The following is a 19,304-nucleotide window of genomic DNA, read 5'->3' as shown; positions in this document are numbered from 1 at the left end:
GCCGATTGACCAAGCGGCTGAAAAACCATTCCGCCCTCCAGCCTCATCTCGCAAAATCGTTCCTCTACTAAATTTATAGAACTACCTAGCCTTATCTCTCTTCCAACCGGCGAGGACATGCTCCCGGCGCCGATCCACAGCGAAGGAGAGGGATCATGTTCAATTTGACGAGGCGCGCTTTCGGCATCGGCCTTGTGGCCGCGACGGTTGCCCTGTCGTTCGGCGCCACGGCGCAGGAGCTGAAGCAGTTCAGCATCGGCTATCAGAAAACCGGCCTGCCGGTGATCGCCCGGCAGCAGCAGGTCCTCGAAAAGGCGCTTGGCGACAAGGGCGTCACCGTCAAGTGGGTCGAATTCACCGCTGGCCCGCCGCTGGTCGAGGCGCTCAATGTCGGCGCCATTGACGCCGGCTGGACCGGCGACGCGCCGCCGATCTTCGGCCAGTCGGCGGGCGCCAACATTGTCTACGCGGCAGCGCTGCCGTCCAATGGCGACGGCGAGGCGATCTTCGTCAAGCCGGCGTCGCAGGTCCAGTCGGTCGCCGATCTCAAGGGCAAGCGCGTCGGCGTCGGCAAGGGCACCAGCGCGCATAACCTGCTGGTCGCCGCGCTGGAAAAGGCAGGTATCCCCTTCGATCAGATCACGCCGGTCTATCTCAGCCCCGCCGATGCGGCCGCCGCCTTCGCCAGCGACCAGATCGATGCCTGGGCGGTCTGGGATCCCTTCTTCGCCATCGCCGAAACGCGTTATCAGCCGCGTGTTCTGGCCCGCTCCAGCGATGTGCTCAAGGTCAACACCTATTTCCTCGCCAACAAGGATTTCGCCAAGGCGCATCCCGAGATCGTCACCACGACGATCGCCGCCCTCGGCGAGGCGGCGAAATGGGCGGACCAGAACCGCGACAAGGTGGCCGAGGCGCTGCATGAGGTGACCGGCGTGCCGCTCGACGCACAGACCATTGCCGCCAACCGCACAAAATTCGGCATCTTTCCGATCACCGACGAGATCACCGCCGGCCAGCAGGCGACAGCCGACCGCTTCTACAAGCTCGGCCTGATCCCGAAGGCGGTCCGCATCTCCGACGCGGTGTGGACCGCGCCGGGCAACTGATTTTTCTCGCATGGCGCCGGGCGGAAACGTCCGGCGCCTTTGTCGTTTCCGCTGATATCTTCAGGAGATCCGCCCGTGACCGCGCCAGACATGACCACGCCGGCCGGCACCGCGCCGCTCGATTTCTTCTGGTTCATCCCGACCCATGGCGACGGCTCCTATCTTGGTTCCGAGCAACAGCAGCGGCCGCCGGAGTTCGGGTATTTCAAGGAGATCGCGCAGGCGGTCGACCGGCTCGGCTTTCCCGGCGTGCTGTTGCCGACCGGTCAGAATTGCGAGGATTCCTGGATCACCGCGACAGGACTTGCGACGCTCACCGAGAAACTCAAATTCCTGGTCGCCTTGCGGCCCGGTGTGACGCTGCCGACCTTCGCCGCGCGCCAGACCGCGGCACTCGACCGGCTGAGCAATGGCCGGCTGTTGCTCAATGTGGTGGTCGGCGGCAATCCGACCGAGCTCGCCGGCGACGGCGTCTTCCTCCCGCATGACGAGCGCTACGCCCAGGCGCGGGAATTCCTCACCATCTGGCGCGGCCTGGTATCCGGCGAGCGCGTCAACTTCGACGGCAAATACTACCGCGTCGAGAATGGCCGACTCGACCTCTTGCCGTTGCAGGAACGGCCGCCGCTCTATTTCGGCGGCTCGTCCGACGCCGGCCAGGACCTCGCCGCCGACCTCGTCGACATGTACCTGACCTGGGGCGAACCGCCGGCACAGGTGGCCGAGAAGCTGGCCTCGGCGCGCGCGAAGGCGGCCCTGCGCGGCAGGAAACTGCGTTTCGGCATCCGGCTGCATTTCATCGTGCGCGAAACCGAGGACGAGGCCTGGCGGGCCGCCGACCGGCTGATCAGCCATGTCACCGACGCCCAGATCGAGAATGCGCAGGCGCGCTTCCTCAACCAGATGGATTCGGTCGGCCAGCGCCGCATGGCAGAGCTGCATGGCGGCCGCCGTGACAAGCTGGTCGTCTCGCCCAATCTGTGGGCGGGCGTCGGCCTGGTGCGCGGCGGCGCCGGCACCGCGTTGGTCGGCACGCCCGAGCAGGTCGCCGCGCGCATCCGCGAATACCAGGCGATTGGCATCGATACCATCATCGGCTCCGGTTACCCGCATCTGGAAGAAGCCTACCGCGTCGCCGAGCTGCTGTTCCCACGTCTCGGGCTTGGCACCAGGCGGCAGCGGGCGCACCAGGACATCGCCAATGAATTCTCGGTCGGCTTCCACGGTGCCGCCCGCCTGCAGGCCTCTTCATGAGCTTTTCCGCGCGCCTCCACGCAAACGCCATCGGCTGGGTGTTGCCGATCCTGGTGATTGCCGGCTGGGAAGCCGCGTCGCGCGCGGGTGTCATGCCGGCCAATGTGCTGCCGGCGCCAAGCGCCGTCGCCGAGGCCTTCTGGCGGCTGACGCTTTCGGGTGAACTGATCCGCAACATCGGTGTTTCCACGGCGCGCGCGCTTGGCGGCTTTGCCATAGGCGGTTCGATCGGCTTCGCGCTCGGCCTCGCCAACGGCCTGTCGCGGCTCAGCCGCGGCCTGACCGACACCACGCTGCAGATGATCCGCAACATTCCGCATCTGGCGCTGATCCCGCTCGTCATCCTGTGGTTCGGCATCGACGAGGAGGCAAAACTGTTCCTGGTGGCGCTTGGCGTGTTCTTTCCGATCTACGTCAACACGCTGCTCGGCATCCAGGGCGTCGACCCGCAGCTGGTCGAGATGGGCCGCGTCTACGGCATGGACCGGCGCGCGCTGTTCTTTCGCGTCATCCTGCCGGGCGCGCTGCCGGCGATCTTCGTCGGCCTGCGCTACGCGCTCGGCATCATGTGGCTGACACTGATCGTCGCCGAAACCATCTCGGCCAGTTCCGGCCTCGGCTACATGGCCATGCAGGCGCGCGAATTCCTGCTGATCGATGTCGTCGTGCTGTCGATCCTGATCTACGCGCTGCTCGGCAAGCTCGCCGACAGCCTCGCCCGCCTGCTCGAGCGGCTGTCGCTCGGCTGGCATCCGGCCTTCCAGAACGGATGAGATGCTGTCCATGACCGCCGCCAGCCTGACCGCCGCCCGATCCTTCGTCGCCACGCCGGCGCCGGCGCGACCGGCCATGGCGGTCGAAGGACGGCGCGCCTTCGCCTTCAAGGGCGTGGGAAAGCGCTTCGGCGACAAGACCGTGCTCGACGGCATCGACCTCGAAGTGCCGGCCGGGCAGTTCGTTGCCGTCATCGGCAAGAGCGGCTGCGGCAAGAGCACGCTGCTCCGGTTGCTGGCGGGGCTCGACCGCCCGACATCGGGATCGCTGACGCTTGGAGCCGGGGAAGAGGGTCACAGCCGCACCCGTTTCATGTTCCAGGAGCCGCGTCTGCTGCCCTGGGCCAGCGTGGTCAAAAATGTCGAGGTCGGGCTGAACGGCATCGCTGCCGGCGCGGACGCCAGGCAACGCGCGCTCGATATCCTTGCCGAGGTTGGCCTCGCCGATCGCGCCGATGAATGGCCCTCGGTGCTGTCCGGCGGCCAGAAGCAGCGCGTGGCGCTGGCCCGCGCATTGGTCGGCCACCCGCAGATCCTGGCGCTCGACGAGCCGCTCGGCGCGCTCGACGCGCTGACCCGCATCGAGATGCAGCAATTGCTGGAGCGCATCTGGCTCGCCCAGAAATTCACCGCCGTGCTGGTCACGCACGACGTCGCCGAAGCGGTCGCGCTCGCCGACCGGGTGGTGGTGATCAGCGCCGGCAAGATCGCGCTCGATCTGGAGGTGCCGGTGGAAAGGCCGCGGCGGCGCGGTTCCGCCGAGCTCGCCCGCCTCGAAGGCACGATCCTGGACCGGCTGTTCGGCTAGGGTAGTCTTGCGGCGGGGCATTCTGTCTGAACCGGATAAATAGGTAACAGAATGGCCCGACGGCACGGGTGACAGTTTTCTTGCTCGCCGGGCTAGGGCTGTCTTGCGGTTACGCGATTGACGAGCGGCTTCCCCCACTCCGTCGCGGCTTTGCCGCGCCACCTCTCCCCCTCCCGAGGGAGAGGAAGGGAGCCAGCCGGCAAAAGCTCGCGCCTTTCCTCTCCCCCGTCGATCGGGGGAGAGGTGTCGAGCGCAGCTCGACGGAGTGGGGGTCGACCTTACCGCCACCCACCCCCTACCGGTTCGCCCACACCAGCCCGGCCAGGCCGACCAGCATGGTGACGATGCCGATATAAAACCATTGCGGCTGGCCGGTCATGAAGCTGCCGCCGACCACGCCGATGCCTTGCAGCGACCACAGCGCACCGATGGCCAGCACAATCAAGGCCAGCAGATTTTTGGTCAGTCTCATTGACGGATCTCGCTTTTCAAGTCGATCGTTGGCCGTGCCGTGACCGTGATGAAAGAGCCAAAGGAAGTGGCACAATCACACCGGAATCTACTTGGAAATTAATCCGGCATCTTGTCAAAACGATCTCGGATATCGGCGCTGAGATCATCGAGAATGGATCAAATTGTGCCGGAAAATCCCTGACAGACTGTTACCCGGTGACTCCAAACGTGTGATCTCGCCACGGAACGGACAGATGCTTGCCGCATTTCCTGCCTTATTCGGCACCTAACGGCTTGGGTCTGTCAAAAACGGAGCCACCCCTTACAGATGAAGAACCTAAACCAGACCGCGCTTGTCGCGGTAACGATCGCTGCTGGCCTGATGGTCGGCGCTTCCGCCACTTCGGCGACCGCCGCCGCCGGCCAGTGCGGTCGCGCTTCCTGGTATGCGCTGCATTCGAAAACCGCATCGGGCGAGCGCATGAACCCTTCGGCGATGACCGCCGCCCACCGGACCTTGCCTTTCGGCACCAAATTGCGGGTCACCAACCAGAACAATGGCAAAAGCGTCATCGTGCGCATCAACGATCGCGGCCCGTTCATTCGCGGACGCGTACTCGACCTGTCGAAGGGCGCCGCCGGCCAGCTCGGCTTCATCGGTTCCGGCCATACCTCGGTCTGCATGGCACGCGTCTGATGTGATTATCCCTGGACCATGATCTCCTTCGAAAACAGGAACCGGTTTTCAGGATCATGGTTCCGGCGGCCCGACATATTTCCTACACATTTCGGCAACGCACACTGAGCCGGCTCCGCCATTCCGGGCGGATTTGCAAGCCTTTGGACGAAAGAACCATTGGTCACGCCACGTGACGTATTGCATCGCAGCAATTAGTTGTTAACTTCGCCGCGAGACATTTGAGGCTCGGCGCTGCTCGTCGTCCCTTCGGTCGCAGGCAGCAGCGGGGTTGTCGATGTTCTATCAGCTCTATGAATTGAACCATGCGGCGCTGCAGCCGGCACGGCTTTATGCCGACGCGGTGCGGATGTTCTACTCCAACCCGCTCAATCCGATTGCCCACACGCCCTGGGGCCGCTCGGTCGCCGCGGGCGCGGAACTCTTCGAACGCACCACGCGCCGCTATGGCAAGCCCGCCTTCGGCCTCGGCAAGACCGTCGTCGACTGGAAGAGCGTCGAGGTCACCGAGAAGACCGTCTGGTCGAAGCCTTTCTGCAATCTGGTCCGCTTCGAACGCGCGGTGCCGGCCGGCCGCAAGCCGGATCCGAAGCTTCTGATCGTCGCGCCGATGTCGGGCCATTACGCCACGCTGCTGCGCGGCACGGTGGAAGCCATGCTGCCCTATGCCGATGTCCACATCACCGACTGGGTCGATGCCCGCATGGTGCCGCTGGCCGACGGCAGTTTCGATCTCGACGACTATATCGATTACATCGTCGACATGTTCCATGCGCTGGGTCCTGACACCCATGTGATGGCGGTGTGCCAGCCTTCCGTGCCGGTTCTGGCGGCGGTGGCGCTGATGGAGGCGAAGGGCGATCCCTTCGTGCCCTCGACCATGACCCTGATGGGCGGCCCGATCGACACCCGCCGCAACCCGACCGCGGTCAATCTCCTGGCCGAGGAAAAGGGCATCGACTGGTTCCGCGACAATGTCGTCATGCGCGCGCCCTGGCCGGTGCCGGGCTTCGGCCGCGAGGTCTATCCGGGCTTCCTGCAGCTGTCCGGCTTCATGAGCATGAACCTCGACCGCCACATCATCGCCCACAAGGACTTCTTCATGCACCTTGTGAAGCATGATGGCGACAACGCCGAGAAGCACCGCGACTTCTATGACGAATATCTGGCGGTCATGGACCTGACGGCCGAGTTCTACCTGCAGACCGTCGACACGGTCTTCGTTCGCCATGCCTTGCCCAAGGGCGAGATGACGCATCGCGGCACCCGTATCGACCCGTCGGTCATCCGCAATGTCGCCCTGTTCACGGTCGAGGGCGAGAATGACGACATATCGGGCCTCGGCCAGACCAAGGCGGCGCAGGATTTGTGCGTCAATATTCCGGCCGACAAGAAGGCCCATTACATGCAGCCGGCGGTCGGCCATTACGGCGTCTTCAACGGCTCGCGCTTCCGCTCCGAGATCGTGCCGCGCATCGTCGACTTCATCACCAGCTATGGCCGCCAGAACCGCGTCGCGATGAAGCCGAAGCTGGTCCGCACCGCCAAGCGATAGGCAATTCCGGGACAGAATCGGCTTCAGGGCCGATTCTGTTGCACAAGTGCCGCTGTCCCTCCCCGCGGGTAACCATGCTGCAAATCAGCCTGTCGTCGTAATTGACACGGACTGTCGATCGCCCTTAACGTTTCGTTAACAACAGGGTGAGCGGGGACAATGAATTCCTCAACAATGGCGAGAAGGCTGCGCGTGTGCGTGGCCGCGGCCGGTCTGGCAGCCACGGGAGGCTGGATGGCACCGGCCTTGGCGGCCGGGGCGATGGCGACCGGGGGCATCACCTCGCAGCCGATCGGCCACTATGATTTCTGCAAGCTGCACCCAGCCGAATGCTCGATCCGTCCGAGCAACCTGGCTCCGGCCAGGATGACCGACGGGCTGATGCGCAAGCTCGTCAATGTCACCGCCAGGGTCAACGCCGCCGTCAAGCCGATGAGCGACATGGACATATACGGCAAGGACGAGGTCTGGGCCTATCCCGACAAGGGCGTCGGCGATTGCGAGGACTATGTGCTGGAAAAGCGGCGCCAACTGTTCCGCTCGGGCATCTCGCTTTCCGATCTTCTCATCACCGTGGTGCGCAAACCGGACGGTGAAGGCCATTCGGTGCTGACCGTGCGCACCGACAAGGGCGATTACGTGCTCGACAATTTGACCGACAAGGTCAGGGCCTGGGACCAGACCGGCTACCGCTTCCTCAAGCGGCAGGCGATCGACAACACAGGCCGCTGGGTCTCGATCCGCGGCGGCCAGCAGGTCCTGGTGGGGTCGGTGGAATAGGGACTGGTAGCGGTTTTTTAGCCGCGGCTTTCACCCGTTGTCGGTTATTATAGCAGAGGCTGGCGCTGCCCCTCATTGCCCTGCCGGGCATTTCTCCCCGTATAGTGACGGGGAGAAAGACGCTGTTGTAGGCGCTTTCGCCAACGTACAAGCGCCAGCGGCGCGGCTGTTCACCTTCTCCCCGTCTCTACACGGGGAGAAGGTGCCGGCAGGCGGATGAGGGGCGGCGCCGACATGGCCAGTCGCGCACCTCGCGCATCCCTCCCGAAAATTTTCTCAATCTCTCCGTGAACCATTTCCGTTCGCCCGGCGACACACAGCCGTGAATGACGAAACCCAACCATGGAGACTTCAAATGACTGCTTTTCTGCGAAACACCCTTCTCGCCGTTGCCGCCGTGTCGGCCCTGGGCGGATCCGCGATGGCCGACCAGACGGTCAGCTGCGCCCACACCAACCTCAATGACCTCTGGGCCGGCCGTTGTTGTGGCACTGCCGGCGCATCGGACTGCCTGGGCGGTGGAAACAATGACCACGGCCATGATCGCCCGGGCACCAACGGCGGCAACCCCAACGGCAGCACGGCCGGCAAGAACTGATCTCGCCACGCCTGCCCGCTGGCCGATGCCGGCGGGCACTGTCTTGCGGCCAGGCGAACGTCCCGCCGTCGCGGAATGCGGATAAAACCGGTTACTTCAGCCGGCCCAGCGCCGCGCGGATCGAGGCGGTGATGCGGCGCAGCTCCGCTTCGTCGAGCTTTTCGATGTTCTCGGCCAGAAGATTGGCCAGCTCGGTGGCGGCGGGGCTGAGACCCGACGTGTCGAGCTTCACGCGCGGATGCGAGGCTTCGGCCAGCCGCGCCAGCTCCTCGGCATCGTCCCAGATGATGTTGAAATAGCCGATGATCTTCTGGATCAGCGTCCAGGTCGGCGCGCCGCGCCTGCCATGCTCGAGCGCCGACAGATAGGCGGCGCTGATGCCGATCGCCGCCGCCATGTCCTTCTGGGTAACGCCGCGATCGGCGCGAAGCGCCCGCAGCCTCTCGCCGAACGGTGTCATGCGCCCCGCCCCACGGCTTCAGCCCTCATGAACGCACCCGCCGCAGCCTGATATAGAGCGCGCCCGAGCCGCCATGGTTGCGGGCGGCATGGTCGTGGCTGGAGACCAGCGGCCGGAACGCCGGCGTCGACAGCCAGGCCGGCACCGCGCGCCGCAAGACGCCGTCGCCGCCGGAGGACGACCCCTTGCCGGTGATGACCAGGACATAGCGGACACCGCCGGCATGCGCCCGGTGCAGGAACGAGAACAGCAGCGAATAGGCCTCGTCCTGCGTCATCCCATGCAGGTCGACGCGGCCCTCGATCGGCAGCCGGCCCTTCGCCAATTTGTCCAGCGTCGGCTCGTCGAGGCGATGCGTGACATGCTGCGCCTTCGGCTTTGCCGCGCCCGGCGCATTGGCGGCTGGCTGCGCCGCTTGCGGCGATGTCGGCTTGGTGTCGGCGGCGATATCGGGAATGTCGACGGCGGCCCTGCCCTTCAGCGGCTTGGCCGTGCGCGCCACCAGGTTCCACAGCACCCGGTCGTCCTCGCTGAGCTTGTCCGGACGCTTGCTCATCTGGCGCCCCCGGCCAGCGGGCGCGGCACCAGCGCGTAGAAATCGGCGGCGTTGCGCACCACGCCGGCGATTTCGCCGGCCGCGTCGCCGGAGCCGGCGAAGAGATCGCCCCGCGCCGGCCCGGTGATGGCCGAGCCGGTGTCCTGCGCGATCATCAGCCGCCGGAACGGTTGTTTGTCAAAGGCGGTGAGCGTCGGCGCGTCGATGTGGAAGGGCGTGCCGAATGTGTGCAGCAGCCGGTCGACGGCGACGGAGCGGCCCGGCGTCAGCGGCACCTTGGCGGCGGCGATCGGGCCGAGGGCCGCGTCCTCGACATCGGCCTCGCGGAAGAAGATGTAGGAGCGGTTCTGCCACAGGATCTCGTCGATGCGGTCGGGATGCGCCTTGAACCAGGCGCGGATCGACTGCATCGTCACTTGCGCCAGCGGGATTTCCCCCAGCTCGCTCAGGATTTTGCCCGGCCCGGTAAAACGCTGGCCCGATTTGGCCGCGTAGGTGACGCGGCGCAGCCGGCCATCGGTCATGGCGAGCCGCGCGGCCCCTTGCACATGGACGAAGAAGGCGTCGACCCTGTCGGCCAGCCAGGCGATCTCCAGGCCCAGGCCCTCAAGCGCCCCGCGCTCGATCGCGCCACGGTCGAAATACTCGACCGTTCCGTCCGCCGTGCGGCGCGCGAAGGCGAGATAGGAATCCATCCCCCGCGGCCGGTTGGCGTCGTCAACATCGACGAGATCGGGCGGACGCGACAGGAGCGGCACGGCAAACCGCCCGGTCCGCACCGGCGAGGCCTCCACTTGCGGCTCGTAGAAGCCGGTGACCAGCCCGGCGCCGGTCTCGGGCCGCACCAGCATGGGGACAAAATGGCGCTCGAAGAAAGTTCGCGCCTCCGACCGGTTCACGGGCGGCGCGGTGCGCGCCTCCGCGTAAGCCGCCGTGAAGGCGCTGAAATCGACGCCGAGCGCGCCGCTGCGATAGGGTTTTACCGGCGCATGGAAGGCGGAACGGCGAAAAGCCTCGAAGGCCGGCAGGTGGTCGTCGTCGCCCCAGCCGGGCAGGTCGTCAAAGGATTTTTCGAGGAAGAGAGGCGATAGCGACACCGGAGCCCCGTCGCTTTAAAGCGCGTCGTGTTTGAAGAGCGTCATGCGACGCGCTTCGAGTCTTGGTTTTGATGCAAGTCGTCGTCCCAAAACCGCTTCGCACTTTTGGGCGACATGCATCGGGACTCAGTCTTCTTCTTCGGTGGCGACGAGCTTCCAGTTCGGATCGCGCGAGCGCGTGTCGCGGGCGAAGGTCCAGACATCCTTGACCTCGGCCACGGTTTCCGGATCGCCGTCGATGACGGCGCCCGCCTTGTCGCGCGTCGCCGAAATCAGCTCGCTGATGATGCGCAGCGTCACATGCGCCTCGCCGCCCTTCATCTCGGCCGAGACGATGTCGGCCTTGTCGATGCCGACGAAGGAGGACTGGATCTTTTCCGACTTGGCCTCGCGCTCGCCGATCGCGGCGACGAAACCGTCATAGACTTCGCGCGACAGAAGGTTCTTCAGCGTTTTGCGGTCGCCGTCGGCATAGGCCATGACGATCATCTCATAGGCCATCTTGGCGCCGTCGACGAAGCCCTTCGGATCGAAGGACGGATCATTGTCCTTGATCGCGCGCAGGCCCTTGTTGAGATCGGTGTCGGGCTTGGCGAAAGCGTCGATCGCCGTGTAGGCATCGGCCGGTGCCTGCTCGCCCGGCAGCCGCTTGCGCGGCAGCGAAACGACATTCTCGGGTTTCTGGGTCGCGTCCTTGTCGGTGCGCGCCGCCGTGTAGGGGTCGAAGGGCGGCCGCTCGCTACCGGTCCGACGGCCCAGCACGTTGCGCAGCTGGAAGAAGATCACCACCGCCGCGATCAGGAAGAAAATCGTGCCGAAGTCGAAGAAACCCATATCTTCCGCCAATCAATCCCTGCCTCTAGGCCGGACCGTCCAGCCAACAGGCCGCGGTCGCATAGCGTTCAACATTCAAAGCATATAGAACGCAAGGTGCAATCATTCAAATCAAAGGCAGGCATACCTATCTAACAGCCTCCGTGCCAGCGGCGATTGGTCGCCAGCGGGCAAAACAATCGAATGGTCGGTAAAGACTTGCGCATTTCGCTGCTTCCCCTCTTCCTCCTCGCGCTCCCGCTGCTGGAAATCGCCGGTTTCGTCATCGTCGGCCGTGAGGTCGGCGCGCTGGCGACCGTCGGCCTGGTGCTGGCCTCGAGCATCGCCGGCGTGCTTTTGCTCCGGCACCAGGGCTTCGGCGTCATGGCCCGCATCCGCGCCGAGATGGATGCCGGCCATGATCCCTCCCGCCAGCTGGCGCATGGCGCCATGATCGTGGTGGCGGCGATCCTGTTGATCATCCCCGGCTTTATCACTGACATTATCGGCCTGCTGCTGTTCCTGCCGCCGGTGCGCGACTTCGCCTGGAGCCGCTTCAAGGGCCGCATCGTGGTGGCCACCGATTTCTCGGCCGGCGGTTTCCGCGGCCGGCCGCGCGAAAAGGTCATCGACCTCGACGACGGCGACTATTCGCGCGAGGACGATTTCAAGCGCGGGCCGGATCACAATTCGCCGTGGCGGCGCCTGAAGGACGATTAGGAGGCTGCTCGTTCACTTCGTCATCCTGGGGCGAAGCAAGGAGCGTAGCGACGCGCGCAGACCCTGGGATCCATGCCGCGACCTCCGAGCGCCGCCGCGGTGCGGGATTTTCGGCCTGCCGTACCGCTCGTCAGTTTCGCCGTGGCGGCTTGCCGGCCAAGCGTCTTGAACCGCCGCATTCTTCGGCCAAGGTCGCGGCATGGATCCCAGGGTCTCCGCGACGCCGCTGCGCGGCTGCTTCGCCCTGGGATGACGAGGCGGGAAGCAAGGCGGCAAACCTTGTCTTGTCATGCCGGCCATGGTAGCGAACGCCCGATTTCAATTCGGTCAGCAACGCTGCCCAGGCAAAAGGAAAAGGCTCATGGCCAGCAATGATGACGCGCCGGTCGGCGCCAACGGAAACGGCAATGCGGCGGCGCAGCCATCGCTCAACGTCCTGGCCCAGTATGTGAAGGACCTGTCCTTCGAAAGCCCCGGCGCGCCGAATTCGCTGCGAGGCCGCGACAAGGCGCCCGGCATCGCCATCAACGTCAACGTCAACGCCAACCCTCTCTCCGACAAGCAGTTCGACGTCAATCTGACGCTGAACGCCAAGGCTTCCTTCGACCAGGAAGTGCTGTTCAACGTCGAGCTGGTCTATGGCGGCGTCTTCGCCATTTCGGGCTTCCCGCAGGAACACATGCTGCCGATCCTGTTCATCGAATGCCCGCGTTTGCTGTTCCCCTTCGCCCGCCAGATCATCGCCGAGGCGACCCGCAATGGCGGCTTCCCGCCGCTGATGCTCGACCCGATCGATTTCGCGCAGATGTTCCAGCAGAAGATCGCCGAGGACCAGGCCGCGTCCTCGAAGGTCCAGGTCAGCTGATCGCTTCTCCTTCGTGTTTCTGAAAAGCCCGGCCTCGAGCCGGGCTTTTTGTTGGCGGCGCCCCTCCCTTCGTCATCCACGGGCGGAGCAAGGAGCGCAGCGACGCGGCGCAGACCCCTGGAGCTGCTCCGCAGCCCAAGGGATCCATGCCGGGACTCCAATGCGTCGCCACGGTTCAGATCCTGCACCGTTGAATCCCGTCGGCAAGGTCGCGGCATGGATCCTCGGGTCTCCGCGACGCCGCTGCGCGGCTGCTCCGCCCGTGGATGACGAACTGAGGAGGCCGTCACCCCACTTGCGGAACACCGCACAAGCTCTGCGGATTCCAGAACACTCCCTGACGTCACCTCACCCTATCATCGCCGCCTCAGGCAATGGCGCCCCGGCGGTCGCAACCGCCCCCGCGTAGGCGATCGATCGGGGCGGGCCTGCTTCCGTGCATGCCGTTGTCCCAAACCGCTTCGCACCCTGGGCGGCATGCACCAACGACAAAGGGAACGACGATGAAATTCATGCTGACCGACCGCAATTTGCACCCGCGGGCCAAACCCGTCGCCGACGATTTCAAAACGGGCGGCATCAGCCGCCGCGAATATCTGGCGCTGATGGCCGGCCTCGGCGTCAGCGCCGCCGGCGCTTTCGCGCTGGGCGGCATCGCCGCGACGCCTGCCCGCGCCGCCGAGCCCAGGAAGGGCGGCACCTTGCGCGTCGCCATGAACGTCAAGGGTTTCAAGGACCCGCGCACCTTCGACGGCGTCGAAATGTCCAACGTCGCCCGCCACTGCAACGAATATCTGGTGCGCTGGAACACCGATTTCTCGTTCGAGCCGTGGCTCTTGGAAAAATGGGAGATGAGCGACGACGCCAAAACGCTGACGCTGCATGTGCGCAAGGGCATCACCTGGTCGAATGGCGACACCTTCAACGCCGACGATGTCGTCCACAACCTCACCCGCTGGTGCGAGGCGGGCGTGGCCGGCAACTCGGTCGCCGCCCGCATGGGCGCGCTGGTCGATGCCGACACCAAGAAAGTGGTCGATGGCGGCATCGAGAAGGTCGACGACTACACGATAAAACTCAACCTTCCCAAGCCCGACATTTCGCTGATCGCCGGCATGGCCGACTATCCCGCCTTGATCATGCACCGCTCCTATGAGGGTGACGGCGACCCCATGAAGGCGCTCGCCATCACCACCGGCCCCTGCGAGCTGGTGAAATGGGACGCCGAAACAAGCGCCGAGGTGAAGCGCAAGGACAAGCCATGGTGGAAAGGTGACTTCTACCTCGATGGCATCCAGTGGATCGATTACGGCTCCGACCCCAACGCCATGCTGTCGGCCTTCGAATCCGGCGAGATCGACACCGACCATGAAACCGCCTCCGATGCCGTTTCGCAGACCGACAAGATGGGGCTTAGGAATTCCGAGATCGCCACCGGCTCCACCATCGTCGCCCGCTTCAATGTCGGCAACGCGCCCTATCAGGACGTCAAGCTGCGCCGTGCCGCCCAGCTCGCCGTCGACAATGCCGCCGTGCTGAAGCTCGGCCTCGACGGGCGGGGCAAACCCGCCGACAACCACCATGTCGGCCCCATGCATCCCGAATATGCCGATATCGGTCCCGCGAAACGCGACATGGAGGAGGCGAAAAAACTGCTCGCCGCCTCCAGCAAGCCGGACCATGAGTACGAGCTCATCTCGGTCGACGTCGAATGGCAGAAGAGCACCGCCGACGCCATCTCGGCGCAGATGCGCGAGGCTGGCCTCAAGATCAAGCGCACCGTGCTGCCCGCCGCCACCTTCTGGAACGACTGGAGCAAATACCCCTTCTCCTGCACCGAATGGCTCGGCCGCCCGCTCGGCGTCCAGGTGCTGGCGCTGGCCTACAAATCGGGTGCGGCCTGGAACGAAAGCGCCTACGCCTCGAAGGAGTTCGACGACCTGCTCGACAAGGCGCTTGCCACCCCCGACGCCAAGGCCCGCAAGGAGATCATGGCCGGCATCGAGAAGAATTTGCGCGACAGCGGCATCATCATCCAACCCTACTGGCGCTCGGTGTACCGGACCTATCGCAAGGGGGTCGAAGGCTGCGAGCAGCACCAGGCGCTGGAGCAGCACTTTGAGAAGGTTTGGATTGAAAGCTGAGGCGCCGACGTTTCTTGCCTTCTCCCCTTGTGGGGCCCGAAGGGCGGGCGAGGCCCGTGACTCGCCCAGGGCGGTGGATTGCCGCGAAGCGGCAAGACGGATGAGGGGTGCGTGACAGATCGCAGCATCGCAGAACCAAGCGCTTGTAAGCGCCCAATCCTTTCTACCGCCTCACTCCGCTGGAACACCCCTCATCCGTCTCGGCGCTGGCGCGCCGATCCACCTTCCCCCACAAGGGGGGAAGGTGGAGGCCCAGCCGCTGGTATTTCATCGTTAGCAGCGCGGGTGGCGACCACGAGCGCCGCGCCGCCGATCGTCCACAGCGTTCGCGCAGCGGCGCGCTGGTGACGAAGGTGCCGGCAAGGCCGAAGGCGCTCCGTGGCGGGGCCAGGAGGGGCGATGGTGCCTAATGTGGCGCGCGTGTGATGTCTACCCCAAGCTGCGGGGAGAGTACTTCAGACCCAGGCGCTGTTGAAGGGCTGTTGTCGGGGCCAGCACGGAGCCGAAGATCACTATTGCTGCGAAAAGAAGCTACGGCTGGCCGGGCTGCGTTTTGGCATGCACAGTGCATAAGTTACGGCACAAACCAAAATCATCAGCATAATGCTTGACGCCTAGAGAGGACTCGCCGCTAATCCGATCAGATGAGCGCTATAGTAATCTTCGATTCTGCCGTTTGTTGGGCGGCGGTGGTTACGCTCATGATTCACAAGGAGGTTCTATGTTTCTGGAGCTTCGAAATAGAATACGAGAAGTCGCCGCCGAAATCGGCCAAGACAGGTCATTTTCATCAGATCAAGTAATTCGGGCATTACGTCAGCGTTACCCCAAGGCAATCAATGAAAGTGCTTTCGCCTTGGAGAACATGGCGCTTGGACGCCTAATAAACGAGATCGGAAGAACCCAAACGTCAGGCATCGTAGAAGGGCCTGACTTGTTCGGCTATTACTCCGGCGTTCCATCGGTAATCGTTACTCAACGACAGTCGAAGAAGCACAAGCGAGCTGAAGAACGCAAGCTCCGAAACCTGGTCACCATCGGAGAGCTAGCAGATTGGCTCGAACGACGGTCACAACCGCGAGTTCGTAATGATGACAAAGAGTCCGTACGAAAGTTACTTGATGATGTGAAGCCACTAGGCCTGTCCAAAGAGGCAACGCTCAAAGAAGCGCTTGAGAAGTTGGCGCAGCAACGTGGATCCCAATCCCTATAGCGAAATATGCGGCTTTGCGCCCCGTATATTGCGACAAAGCCAAAGGTATAGAATGCCAAGGTTCTCGGAATATTTTAATCTCAATAAGAGTCAGTCTGAGCTAGATTTTGTCGACGTAAGCAATGATTATGATACACCAGTATATGTCGACCCTTACGCAATAGAGACAAGGGATGATATATGGGCAGCGAGGGCGTCGGAGGCAATTCGTTCCTTCTTCCTTGAGGTCTTGGCGGCGCTTAGAGCGAATGATCGCTACAGAGCAACAAGCCTTATGTCTCACCTTCATGAGCCAAAAGAGACATTCTTAGGTGTTTCAAGCGGCCGGCCGCAGGGCCTTGGAGTTGGCTCAGGGCAGGCGAGCCAATTAATTAGTGCAATTCTAGGAAGTTCGGCATACAGGTCTGGTTTGCTTTCGGACCTTTCTGAGGTCGCGCTGTACGTACCAGGCATAGACAGAGACAAAATCTCCGATCTGACAACTAATGTAATTCGCCATCTTCTTATTGAATACACCCAAGAGCAATGCGACTTGCTTGGGGTTCCGGTATTATATCTCTCAGGACCTCCCGGGTGGGACATAAGTAGAAAAAACTGGGTAAGCCAACCGACCAATTTACCAAGGATAGATGGCGAACCAGTTATTCTAGTACCAAAGTATATAGTGCGGAGAAATCTGTCACTAAATTCCCAAGAGTTTTATAACAAACAGATTACTGATTTTTTGATCGCAGAGACAGTAAAAGCGAATAGCGCACTCGTTCAAGCTGTTAAGTCCGAAAAACGCATACTAAAAAAGGATGTTCGATCAGAAAACCCCCCATCAAAGAACTATATTGCCGACATGGTATTAGCTCATCCTCAGCTATTAGAGATGTATAAAGAACTGGCAAAGCGCCACAGTTCATTAGCCGTCTTTAATGATCAGGACCCATCAGTAACGGCGATCTGTGGCCGCTTGGCACCTCTGTTCTCTCAAATACCCAGTGGAGCTCAAGGAGCGACCGACTATCAAAATCTGGTCCTTGGCGCGCTAACGGCACTCTTTTACCCGGATCTCACGCAGCCTCACAAAGAATGGGAGATTCACGATGGGCGTAAGCGGATTGACATAGTCTTCACCAATTCCGCTGACAGTGGTTTTTTTGCTCAGCGTCGGGACGACAACGTTACCCATGCGAACACAGTGATTGTAGAGTGCAAAAATTACAGTAATGATATCCACAATCAAGAGATAGATCAACTACTCGGTCGTTTTGATAGGAATCGGGGGTATTTCGGAATTATAACATGTCGGGACATAGACGACAGAGATATACTTAAAAAGCGATTGAAGGACGCAGCGACTCGGGGGCAGGGTTACATCATAGCACTTACCGACAAGGATTTGATGGAGATGCTAGAGGCCAAATCGATCTTAAATGACGAAGGTATAAGGGACAAACTATTCCGGCTCTATCGCGATTTGCTGACCTAATTTCGTGAAGTCACCTCAGAGCAGCTCGTTTCTGACTCCAGTGAGTCGAACACACGGCTGTCCAGAAACATCGCGGTCTGCAAGAGCGATTATGAGGTACAATCCGCTCAATCCCCCATCTTCAGCGCCTGGATAAACGCCTCCTGCGGGATATCCACCTTGCCGAACTGGCGCATCCGCTTCTTGCCTTCTTTCTGCTTGTCCAGCAGCTTGCGCTTGCGGCTCACGTCGCCGCCGTAGCACTTGGCGGTCACGTCCTTGCGCAGCGCCGAGATGGTTTCGCGGGCGATGACCTTGCCGCCGATGGCGGCCTGGATCGGGATCTTGAACAGGTGGTGCGGGATGAGCTCCTTCAGCTTCTCGCACATCTGCCTTCCGCGCTTTTCCGCCGCCGTGCGGTGCACCAGCATGGACAGCGCGTCGACCGGCTCCTCATTGACCAGGATCGACATTTTCACCAGGTCGCCCTCGCGGTAGTCGGTGAGGTGATAGTCGAACGAGGCGTAGCCCTTGGAGATCGACTTCAGCCGGTCATAGAAGTCGAACACCACTTCATTGAGCGGCAGGTCGTAGGTCAGCATGGCGCGTTTTCCCACGTAGGACAGGTCGGCCTGGATGCCGCGCCGGTCCTGGCAGAGTTTCAATATGCCGCCGAGATAGTCGTCGGGGGTCAGGATCGTGGCGCGGATCCACGGCTCCTCGATCGCCGAGATCTTGACCACGTCGGGCATGTCGGCCGGATTGTGCAGTTCCTTCACCGAGCCGTCATTGAGGAGCAGCCGGTAGACGACCGATGGCGCGGTGGCGATCAGGTCGAGGTTGAACTCACGCTCCAGCCGCTCCTGGATGATTTCCAGATGCAAGAGGCCCAGGAAGCCGCAGCGATAGCCGAAGCCGAGCGCGGCCGAGGTTTCCATCTCATAAGAGAAAGAAGCGTCGTTGAGGCGCAATTTGCCGACGGCGGCGCGCAGATCCTCGAAATCGGCGGCGTCGACCGGGAACAGGCCGCAGAACACCACCGGCTGCGCCGGCTTGAAGCCGGGCAGCGCATGCGCGGTGGGGCGCTTGTCCTCGGTGATGGTGTCGCCGACGCGCGTGTCGGCCACTTCCTTGATCGAGCCGGTGAAGAAGCCGAACTCGCCGGGGCCGAGCTCGTCGACATTGATGCGGGCGGGCGTGAACACACCGGTGCGCTCGACCAGGTATTTGGCGCCGGTGCCCATCATGCGGATGGTCTGGCCCTTCTTCAGGACGCCGTCGATGATGCGCACCAGCACGATGACGCCGAGATAGGCGTCGTACCAGCTGTCGACCAGCATCGCCTTCAAGGGCGCGGTGGCGTCGCCCTCGCGCGGCGGCGGCAATTGGTGGACGATCGCCTCCAGCACGTCGGGAATGCCAAGCCCGGTCTTGGCCGAGATCAGCACGGCGCCCGAAGCGTCGATGCCGATCACCTCCTCGACCTGCTCGCGGATGCGCTCGGGCTCGGCGGCCGGCAGGTCGACCTTGTTCAGCACCACGACGATCTCATGGTTGTTGTCGATCGCCTGGTAGACATTGGCGAGCGTCTGCGCCTCGACGCCTTGCGAAGCGTCGACCACCAGCAGCGAGCCTTCGCAGGCGGCCAGCGACCGCGACACTTCATAGGCGAAGTCGACATGTCCGGGCGTGTCAATGAGGTTGAGGATATAGTCCTCGCCATTGTTGGCGCGGTATTTCAGCCGCACCGTCTGCGCCTTGATGGTGATGCCGCGCTCGCGCTCGATATCCATCGAGTCCAGCACCTGCTCCTTCATGTCGCGCAGCTCCAGCCCGCCCGTCAGCTGGATCAGGCGGTCGGCAAGCGTGGATTTGCCATGGTCGATATGGGCGACGATGGAGAAATTGCGGATGTGGTCGAGGGGCGTGCTCATGCGCGCGCTTTAGCAGGGG

Annotated in this window: 19 protein-coding genes; 13 read left to right on the top strand and 6 right to left on the bottom strand. The window is 62.8% G+C overall.

Annotated elements, in window-relative coordinates; all coding sequences use genetic code 11:
• The first annotated feature begins 155 nt into the window (after positions 1–155).
• The 4 genes from EB815_RS04645 (at position 156) to EB815_RS04630 (ending at position 3,944) form a co-directional block, all read left to right on the top strand.
• Positions 156–1,109 (top strand): sulfonate ABC transporter substrate-binding protein, encoded by a 954-nt coding sequence (locus EB815_RS04645; RefSeq protein WP_155772487.1) that lies wholly within the window; start codon positions 156–158, stop codon positions 1,107–1,109.
• Positions 1,110–1,199: 90 nt separating this feature from the next.
• Positions 1,200–2,363: an FMNH2-dependent alkanesulfonate monooxygenase gene (ssuD, locus tag EB815_RS04640; protein ID WP_056574169.1), complete on the top strand. Its 1,164-nt coding sequence runs from the start codon at positions 1,200–1,202 to the stop codon at positions 2,361–2,363.
• The gene (locus EB815_RS04635) at positions 2,360–3,136 is read left to right on the top strand and encodes an ABC transporter permease subunit (protein WP_056574165.1); all 777 of its coding nucleotides are present in this window, start codon (positions 2,360–2,362) and stop codon (positions 3,134–3,136) included. The genes ssuD and EB815_RS04635 overlap by 4 nt, the downstream gene beginning before the upstream one ends.
• Positions 3,137–3,146: 10 nt before the next feature.
• On the top strand, positions 3,147–3,944 hold the full coding sequence (locus EB815_RS04630) for an ATP-binding cassette domain-containing protein (protein ID WP_056576346.1): 798 nt from the start codon (positions 3,147–3,149) through the stop codon (positions 3,942–3,944).
• 295 nt (positions 3,945–4,239) lie between these two features.
• Here EB815_RS04630 and EB815_RS04625 read toward each other — a convergent pair whose 3' ends face one another.
• The gene (locus tag EB815_RS04625; RefSeq protein ID WP_171883275.1) at positions 4,240–4,416 is read right to left on the bottom strand and encodes a hypothetical protein; all 177 of its coding nucleotides are present in this window, start codon (positions 4,414–4,416) and stop codon (positions 4,240–4,242) included.
• A gap of 309 nt (positions 4,417–4,725) precedes the next feature.
• Between EB815_RS04625 and EB815_RS04620 the strand changes: the two genes are divergently transcribed.
• The 4 genes from EB815_RS04620 (at position 4,726) to EB815_RS04605 (ending at position 8,027) form a co-directional block, all read left to right on the top strand.
• Positions 4,726–5,094: a septal ring lytic transglycosylase RlpA family protein gene (locus EB815_RS04620; protein ID WP_056574162.1), complete on the top strand. Its 369-nt coding sequence runs from the start codon at positions 4,726–4,728 to the stop codon at positions 5,092–5,094.
• A gap of 277 nt (positions 5,095–5,371) precedes the next feature.
• Entirely contained in the window at positions 5,372–6,649 is a 1,278-nt protein-coding gene (locus EB815_RS04615; RefSeq protein WP_056574158.1) for a polyhydroxyalkanoate depolymerase, read from the top strand.
• 159 nt (positions 6,650–6,808) lie between these two features.
• Positions 6,809–7,429, top strand: coding sequence for a transglutaminase-like cysteine peptidase (locus EB815_RS04610; RefSeq protein ID WP_056574155.1), 621 nt, complete (start codon positions 6,809–6,811; stop codon positions 7,427–7,429).
• A 355-nt stretch (positions 7,430–7,784) separates the two neighbouring features.
• Positions 7,785–8,027 (top strand): hypothetical protein, encoded by a 243-nt coding sequence (locus EB815_RS04605; protein ID WP_056574152.1) that lies wholly within the window; start codon positions 7,785–7,787, stop codon positions 8,025–8,027.
• A 91-nt stretch (positions 8,028–8,118) separates the two neighbouring features.
• Here EB815_RS04605 and EB815_RS04600 read toward each other — a convergent pair whose 3' ends face one another.
• The 4 genes from EB815_RS04600 to EB815_RS04585 form a co-directional block, all read right to left on the bottom strand.
• Positions 8,119–8,487: a helix-turn-helix domain-containing protein gene (locus EB815_RS04600; protein WP_056574150.1), complete on the bottom strand. Its 369-nt coding sequence runs from the start codon at positions 8,485–8,487 to the stop codon at positions 8,119–8,121.
• A 25-nt stretch (positions 8,488–8,512) separates the two neighbouring features.
• Positions 8,513–9,043: a Smr/MutS family protein gene (locus EB815_RS04595; protein ID WP_056574147.1), complete on the bottom strand. Its 531-nt coding sequence runs from the start codon at positions 9,041–9,043 to the stop codon at positions 8,513–8,515.
• On the bottom strand, positions 9,040–10,140 hold the full coding sequence (mltA, locus tag EB815_RS04590; protein WP_056574144.1) for a murein transglycosylase A: 1,101 nt from the start codon (positions 10,138–10,140) through the stop codon (positions 9,040–9,042). Before mltA ends, EB815_RS04595 begins: the two co-directional genes overlap by 4 nt.
• 126 nt (positions 10,141–10,266) lie before the next feature.
• Positions 10,267–10,974 carry a Tim44/TimA family putative adaptor protein gene (locus EB815_RS04585; RefSeq protein ID WP_056574141.1) on the bottom strand — a complete coding sequence of 236 codons (708 nt, stop codon included), beginning with the start codon at positions 10,972–10,974 and terminating at the stop codon, positions 10,267–10,269.
• A 198-nt stretch (positions 10,975–11,172) separates the two neighbouring features.
• On the opposite strand from EB815_RS04585, the gene EB815_RS04580 reads away from it, so the two are divergent.
• The 5 genes from EB815_RS04580 (at position 11,173) to EB815_RS04560 (ending at position 17,372) form a co-directional block, all read left to right on the top strand.
• Positions 11,173–11,673: an FxsA family protein gene (locus EB815_RS04580; RefSeq protein ID WP_081295061.1), complete on the top strand. Its 501-nt coding sequence runs from the start codon at positions 11,173–11,175 to the stop codon at positions 11,671–11,673.
• Between the two features lie 361 nt (positions 11,674–12,034).
• Positions 12,035–12,538, top strand: coding sequence for a protein-export chaperone SecB (gene secB, locus EB815_RS04575; RefSeq protein WP_056574136.1), 504 nt, complete (start codon positions 12,035–12,037; stop codon positions 12,536–12,538).
• A 503-nt stretch (positions 12,539–13,041) separates the two neighbouring features.
• Positions 13,042–14,682, top strand: a complete 1,641-nt coding sequence (locus tag EB815_RS04570) for an ABC transporter substrate-binding protein (RefSeq protein WP_056574133.1) — start codon at positions 13,042–13,044, stop codon at positions 14,680–14,682.
• Positions 14,683–15,403: 721 nt separating this feature from the next.
• A complete protein-coding gene (locus tag EB815_RS04565) occupies positions 15,404–15,895 on the top strand; it encodes a hypothetical protein (protein ID WP_155772486.1) in 492 nt (163 codons plus the stop codon).
• Between the two features lie 52 nt (positions 15,896–15,947).
• On the top strand, positions 15,948–17,372 hold the full coding sequence (locus EB815_RS04560) for a hypothetical protein (protein WP_155772485.1): 1,425 nt from the start codon (positions 15,948–15,950) through the stop codon (positions 17,370–17,372).
• A 107-nt stretch (positions 17,373–17,479) separates the two neighbouring features.
• Here the strand turns inward: EB815_RS04560 and lepA are convergent, their stop codons facing one another.
• Positions 17,480–19,285: a translation elongation factor 4 gene (lepA, locus tag EB815_RS04555; protein ID WP_056574126.1), complete on the bottom strand. Its 1,806-nt coding sequence runs from the start codon at positions 19,283–19,285 to the stop codon at positions 17,480–17,482.
• Positions 19,286–19,304 lie beyond the last annotated feature (19 nt).

This window comes from Mesorhizobium loti (genome assembly GCF_013170705.1).
In the GTDB taxonomy this organism is placed as follows: Bacteria; Pseudomonadota; Alphaproteobacteria; order Rhizobiales; family Rhizobiaceae; genus Mesorhizobium; species Mesorhizobium loti_D.
The sequence above is the reverse complement of the archived record's forward strand: the minus strand, read 5'-3'. Positions and strand labels throughout refer to the sequence as shown.

Excerpts from the sequence above, each read along its gene's own strand:
- EB815_RS04645 (WP_155772487.1), top strand. The coding sequence starts at position 156 with ATGTTCAATTTGACGAGGCGCGCTTTCGGCATCGGCCTTGTGGCCGCG.
- ssuD (WP_056574169.1), top strand. The coding sequence starts at position 1,200 with ATGACCACGCCGGCCGGCACCGCGCCGCTCGATTTCTTCTGGTTCATC.
- EB815_RS04635 (WP_056574165.1), top strand. The coding sequence starts at position 2,360 with ATGAGCTTTTCCGCGCGCCTCCACGCAAACGCCATCGGCTGGGTGTTG.
- EB815_RS04630 (WP_056576346.1), top strand. The coding sequence starts at position 3,147 with ATGACCGCCGCCAGCCTGACCGCCGCCCGATCCTTCGTCGCCACGCCG.
- EB815_RS04625 (WP_171883275.1), bottom strand. The coding sequence starts at position 4,416 with ATGAGACTGACCAAAAATCTGCTGGCCTTGATTGTGCTGGCCATCGGT.
- EB815_RS04620 (WP_056574162.1), top strand. The coding sequence starts at position 4,726 with ATGAAGAACCTAAACCAGACCGCGCTTGTCGCGGTAACGATCGCTGCT.
- EB815_RS04615 (WP_056574158.1), top strand. The coding sequence starts at position 5,372 with ATGTTCTATCAGCTCTATGAATTGAACCATGCGGCGCTGCAGCCGGCA.
- EB815_RS04610 (WP_056574155.1), top strand. The coding sequence starts at position 6,809 with ATGAATTCCTCAACAATGGCGAGAAGGCTGCGCGTGTGCGTGGCCGCG.
- EB815_RS04605 (WP_056574152.1), top strand. The coding sequence starts at position 7,785 with ATGACTGCTTTTCTGCGAAACACCCTTCTCGCCGTTGCCGCCGTGTCG.
- EB815_RS04600 (WP_056574150.1), bottom strand. The coding sequence starts at position 8,487 with ATGACACCGTTCGGCGAGAGGCTGCGGGCGCTTCGCGCCGATCGCGGC.
- EB815_RS04595 (WP_056574147.1), bottom strand. The coding sequence starts at position 9,043 with ATGAGCAAGCGTCCGGACAAGCTCAGCGAGGACGACCGGGTGCTGTGG.
- EB815_RS04585 (WP_056574141.1), bottom strand. The coding sequence starts at position 10,974 with ATGGGTTTCTTCGACTTCGGCACGATTTTCTTCCTGATCGCGGCGGTG.
- secB (WP_056574136.1), top strand. The coding sequence starts at position 12,035 with ATGGCCAGCAATGATGACGCGCCGGTCGGCGCCAACGGAAACGGCAAT.
- EB815_RS04570 (WP_056574133.1), top strand. The coding sequence starts at position 13,042 with ATGAAATTCATGCTGACCGACCGCAATTTGCACCCGCGGGCCAAACCC.
- EB815_RS04565 (WP_155772486.1), top strand. The coding sequence starts at position 15,404 with ATGTTTCTGGAGCTTCGAAATAGAATACGAGAAGTCGCCGCCGAAATC.
- EB815_RS04560 (WP_155772485.1), top strand. The coding sequence starts at position 15,948 with ATGCCAAGGTTCTCGGAATATTTTAATCTCAATAAGAGTCAGTCTGAG.
- lepA (WP_056574126.1), bottom strand. The coding sequence starts at position 19,285 with ATGAGCACGCCCCTCGACCACATCCGCAATTTCTCCATCGTCGCCCAT.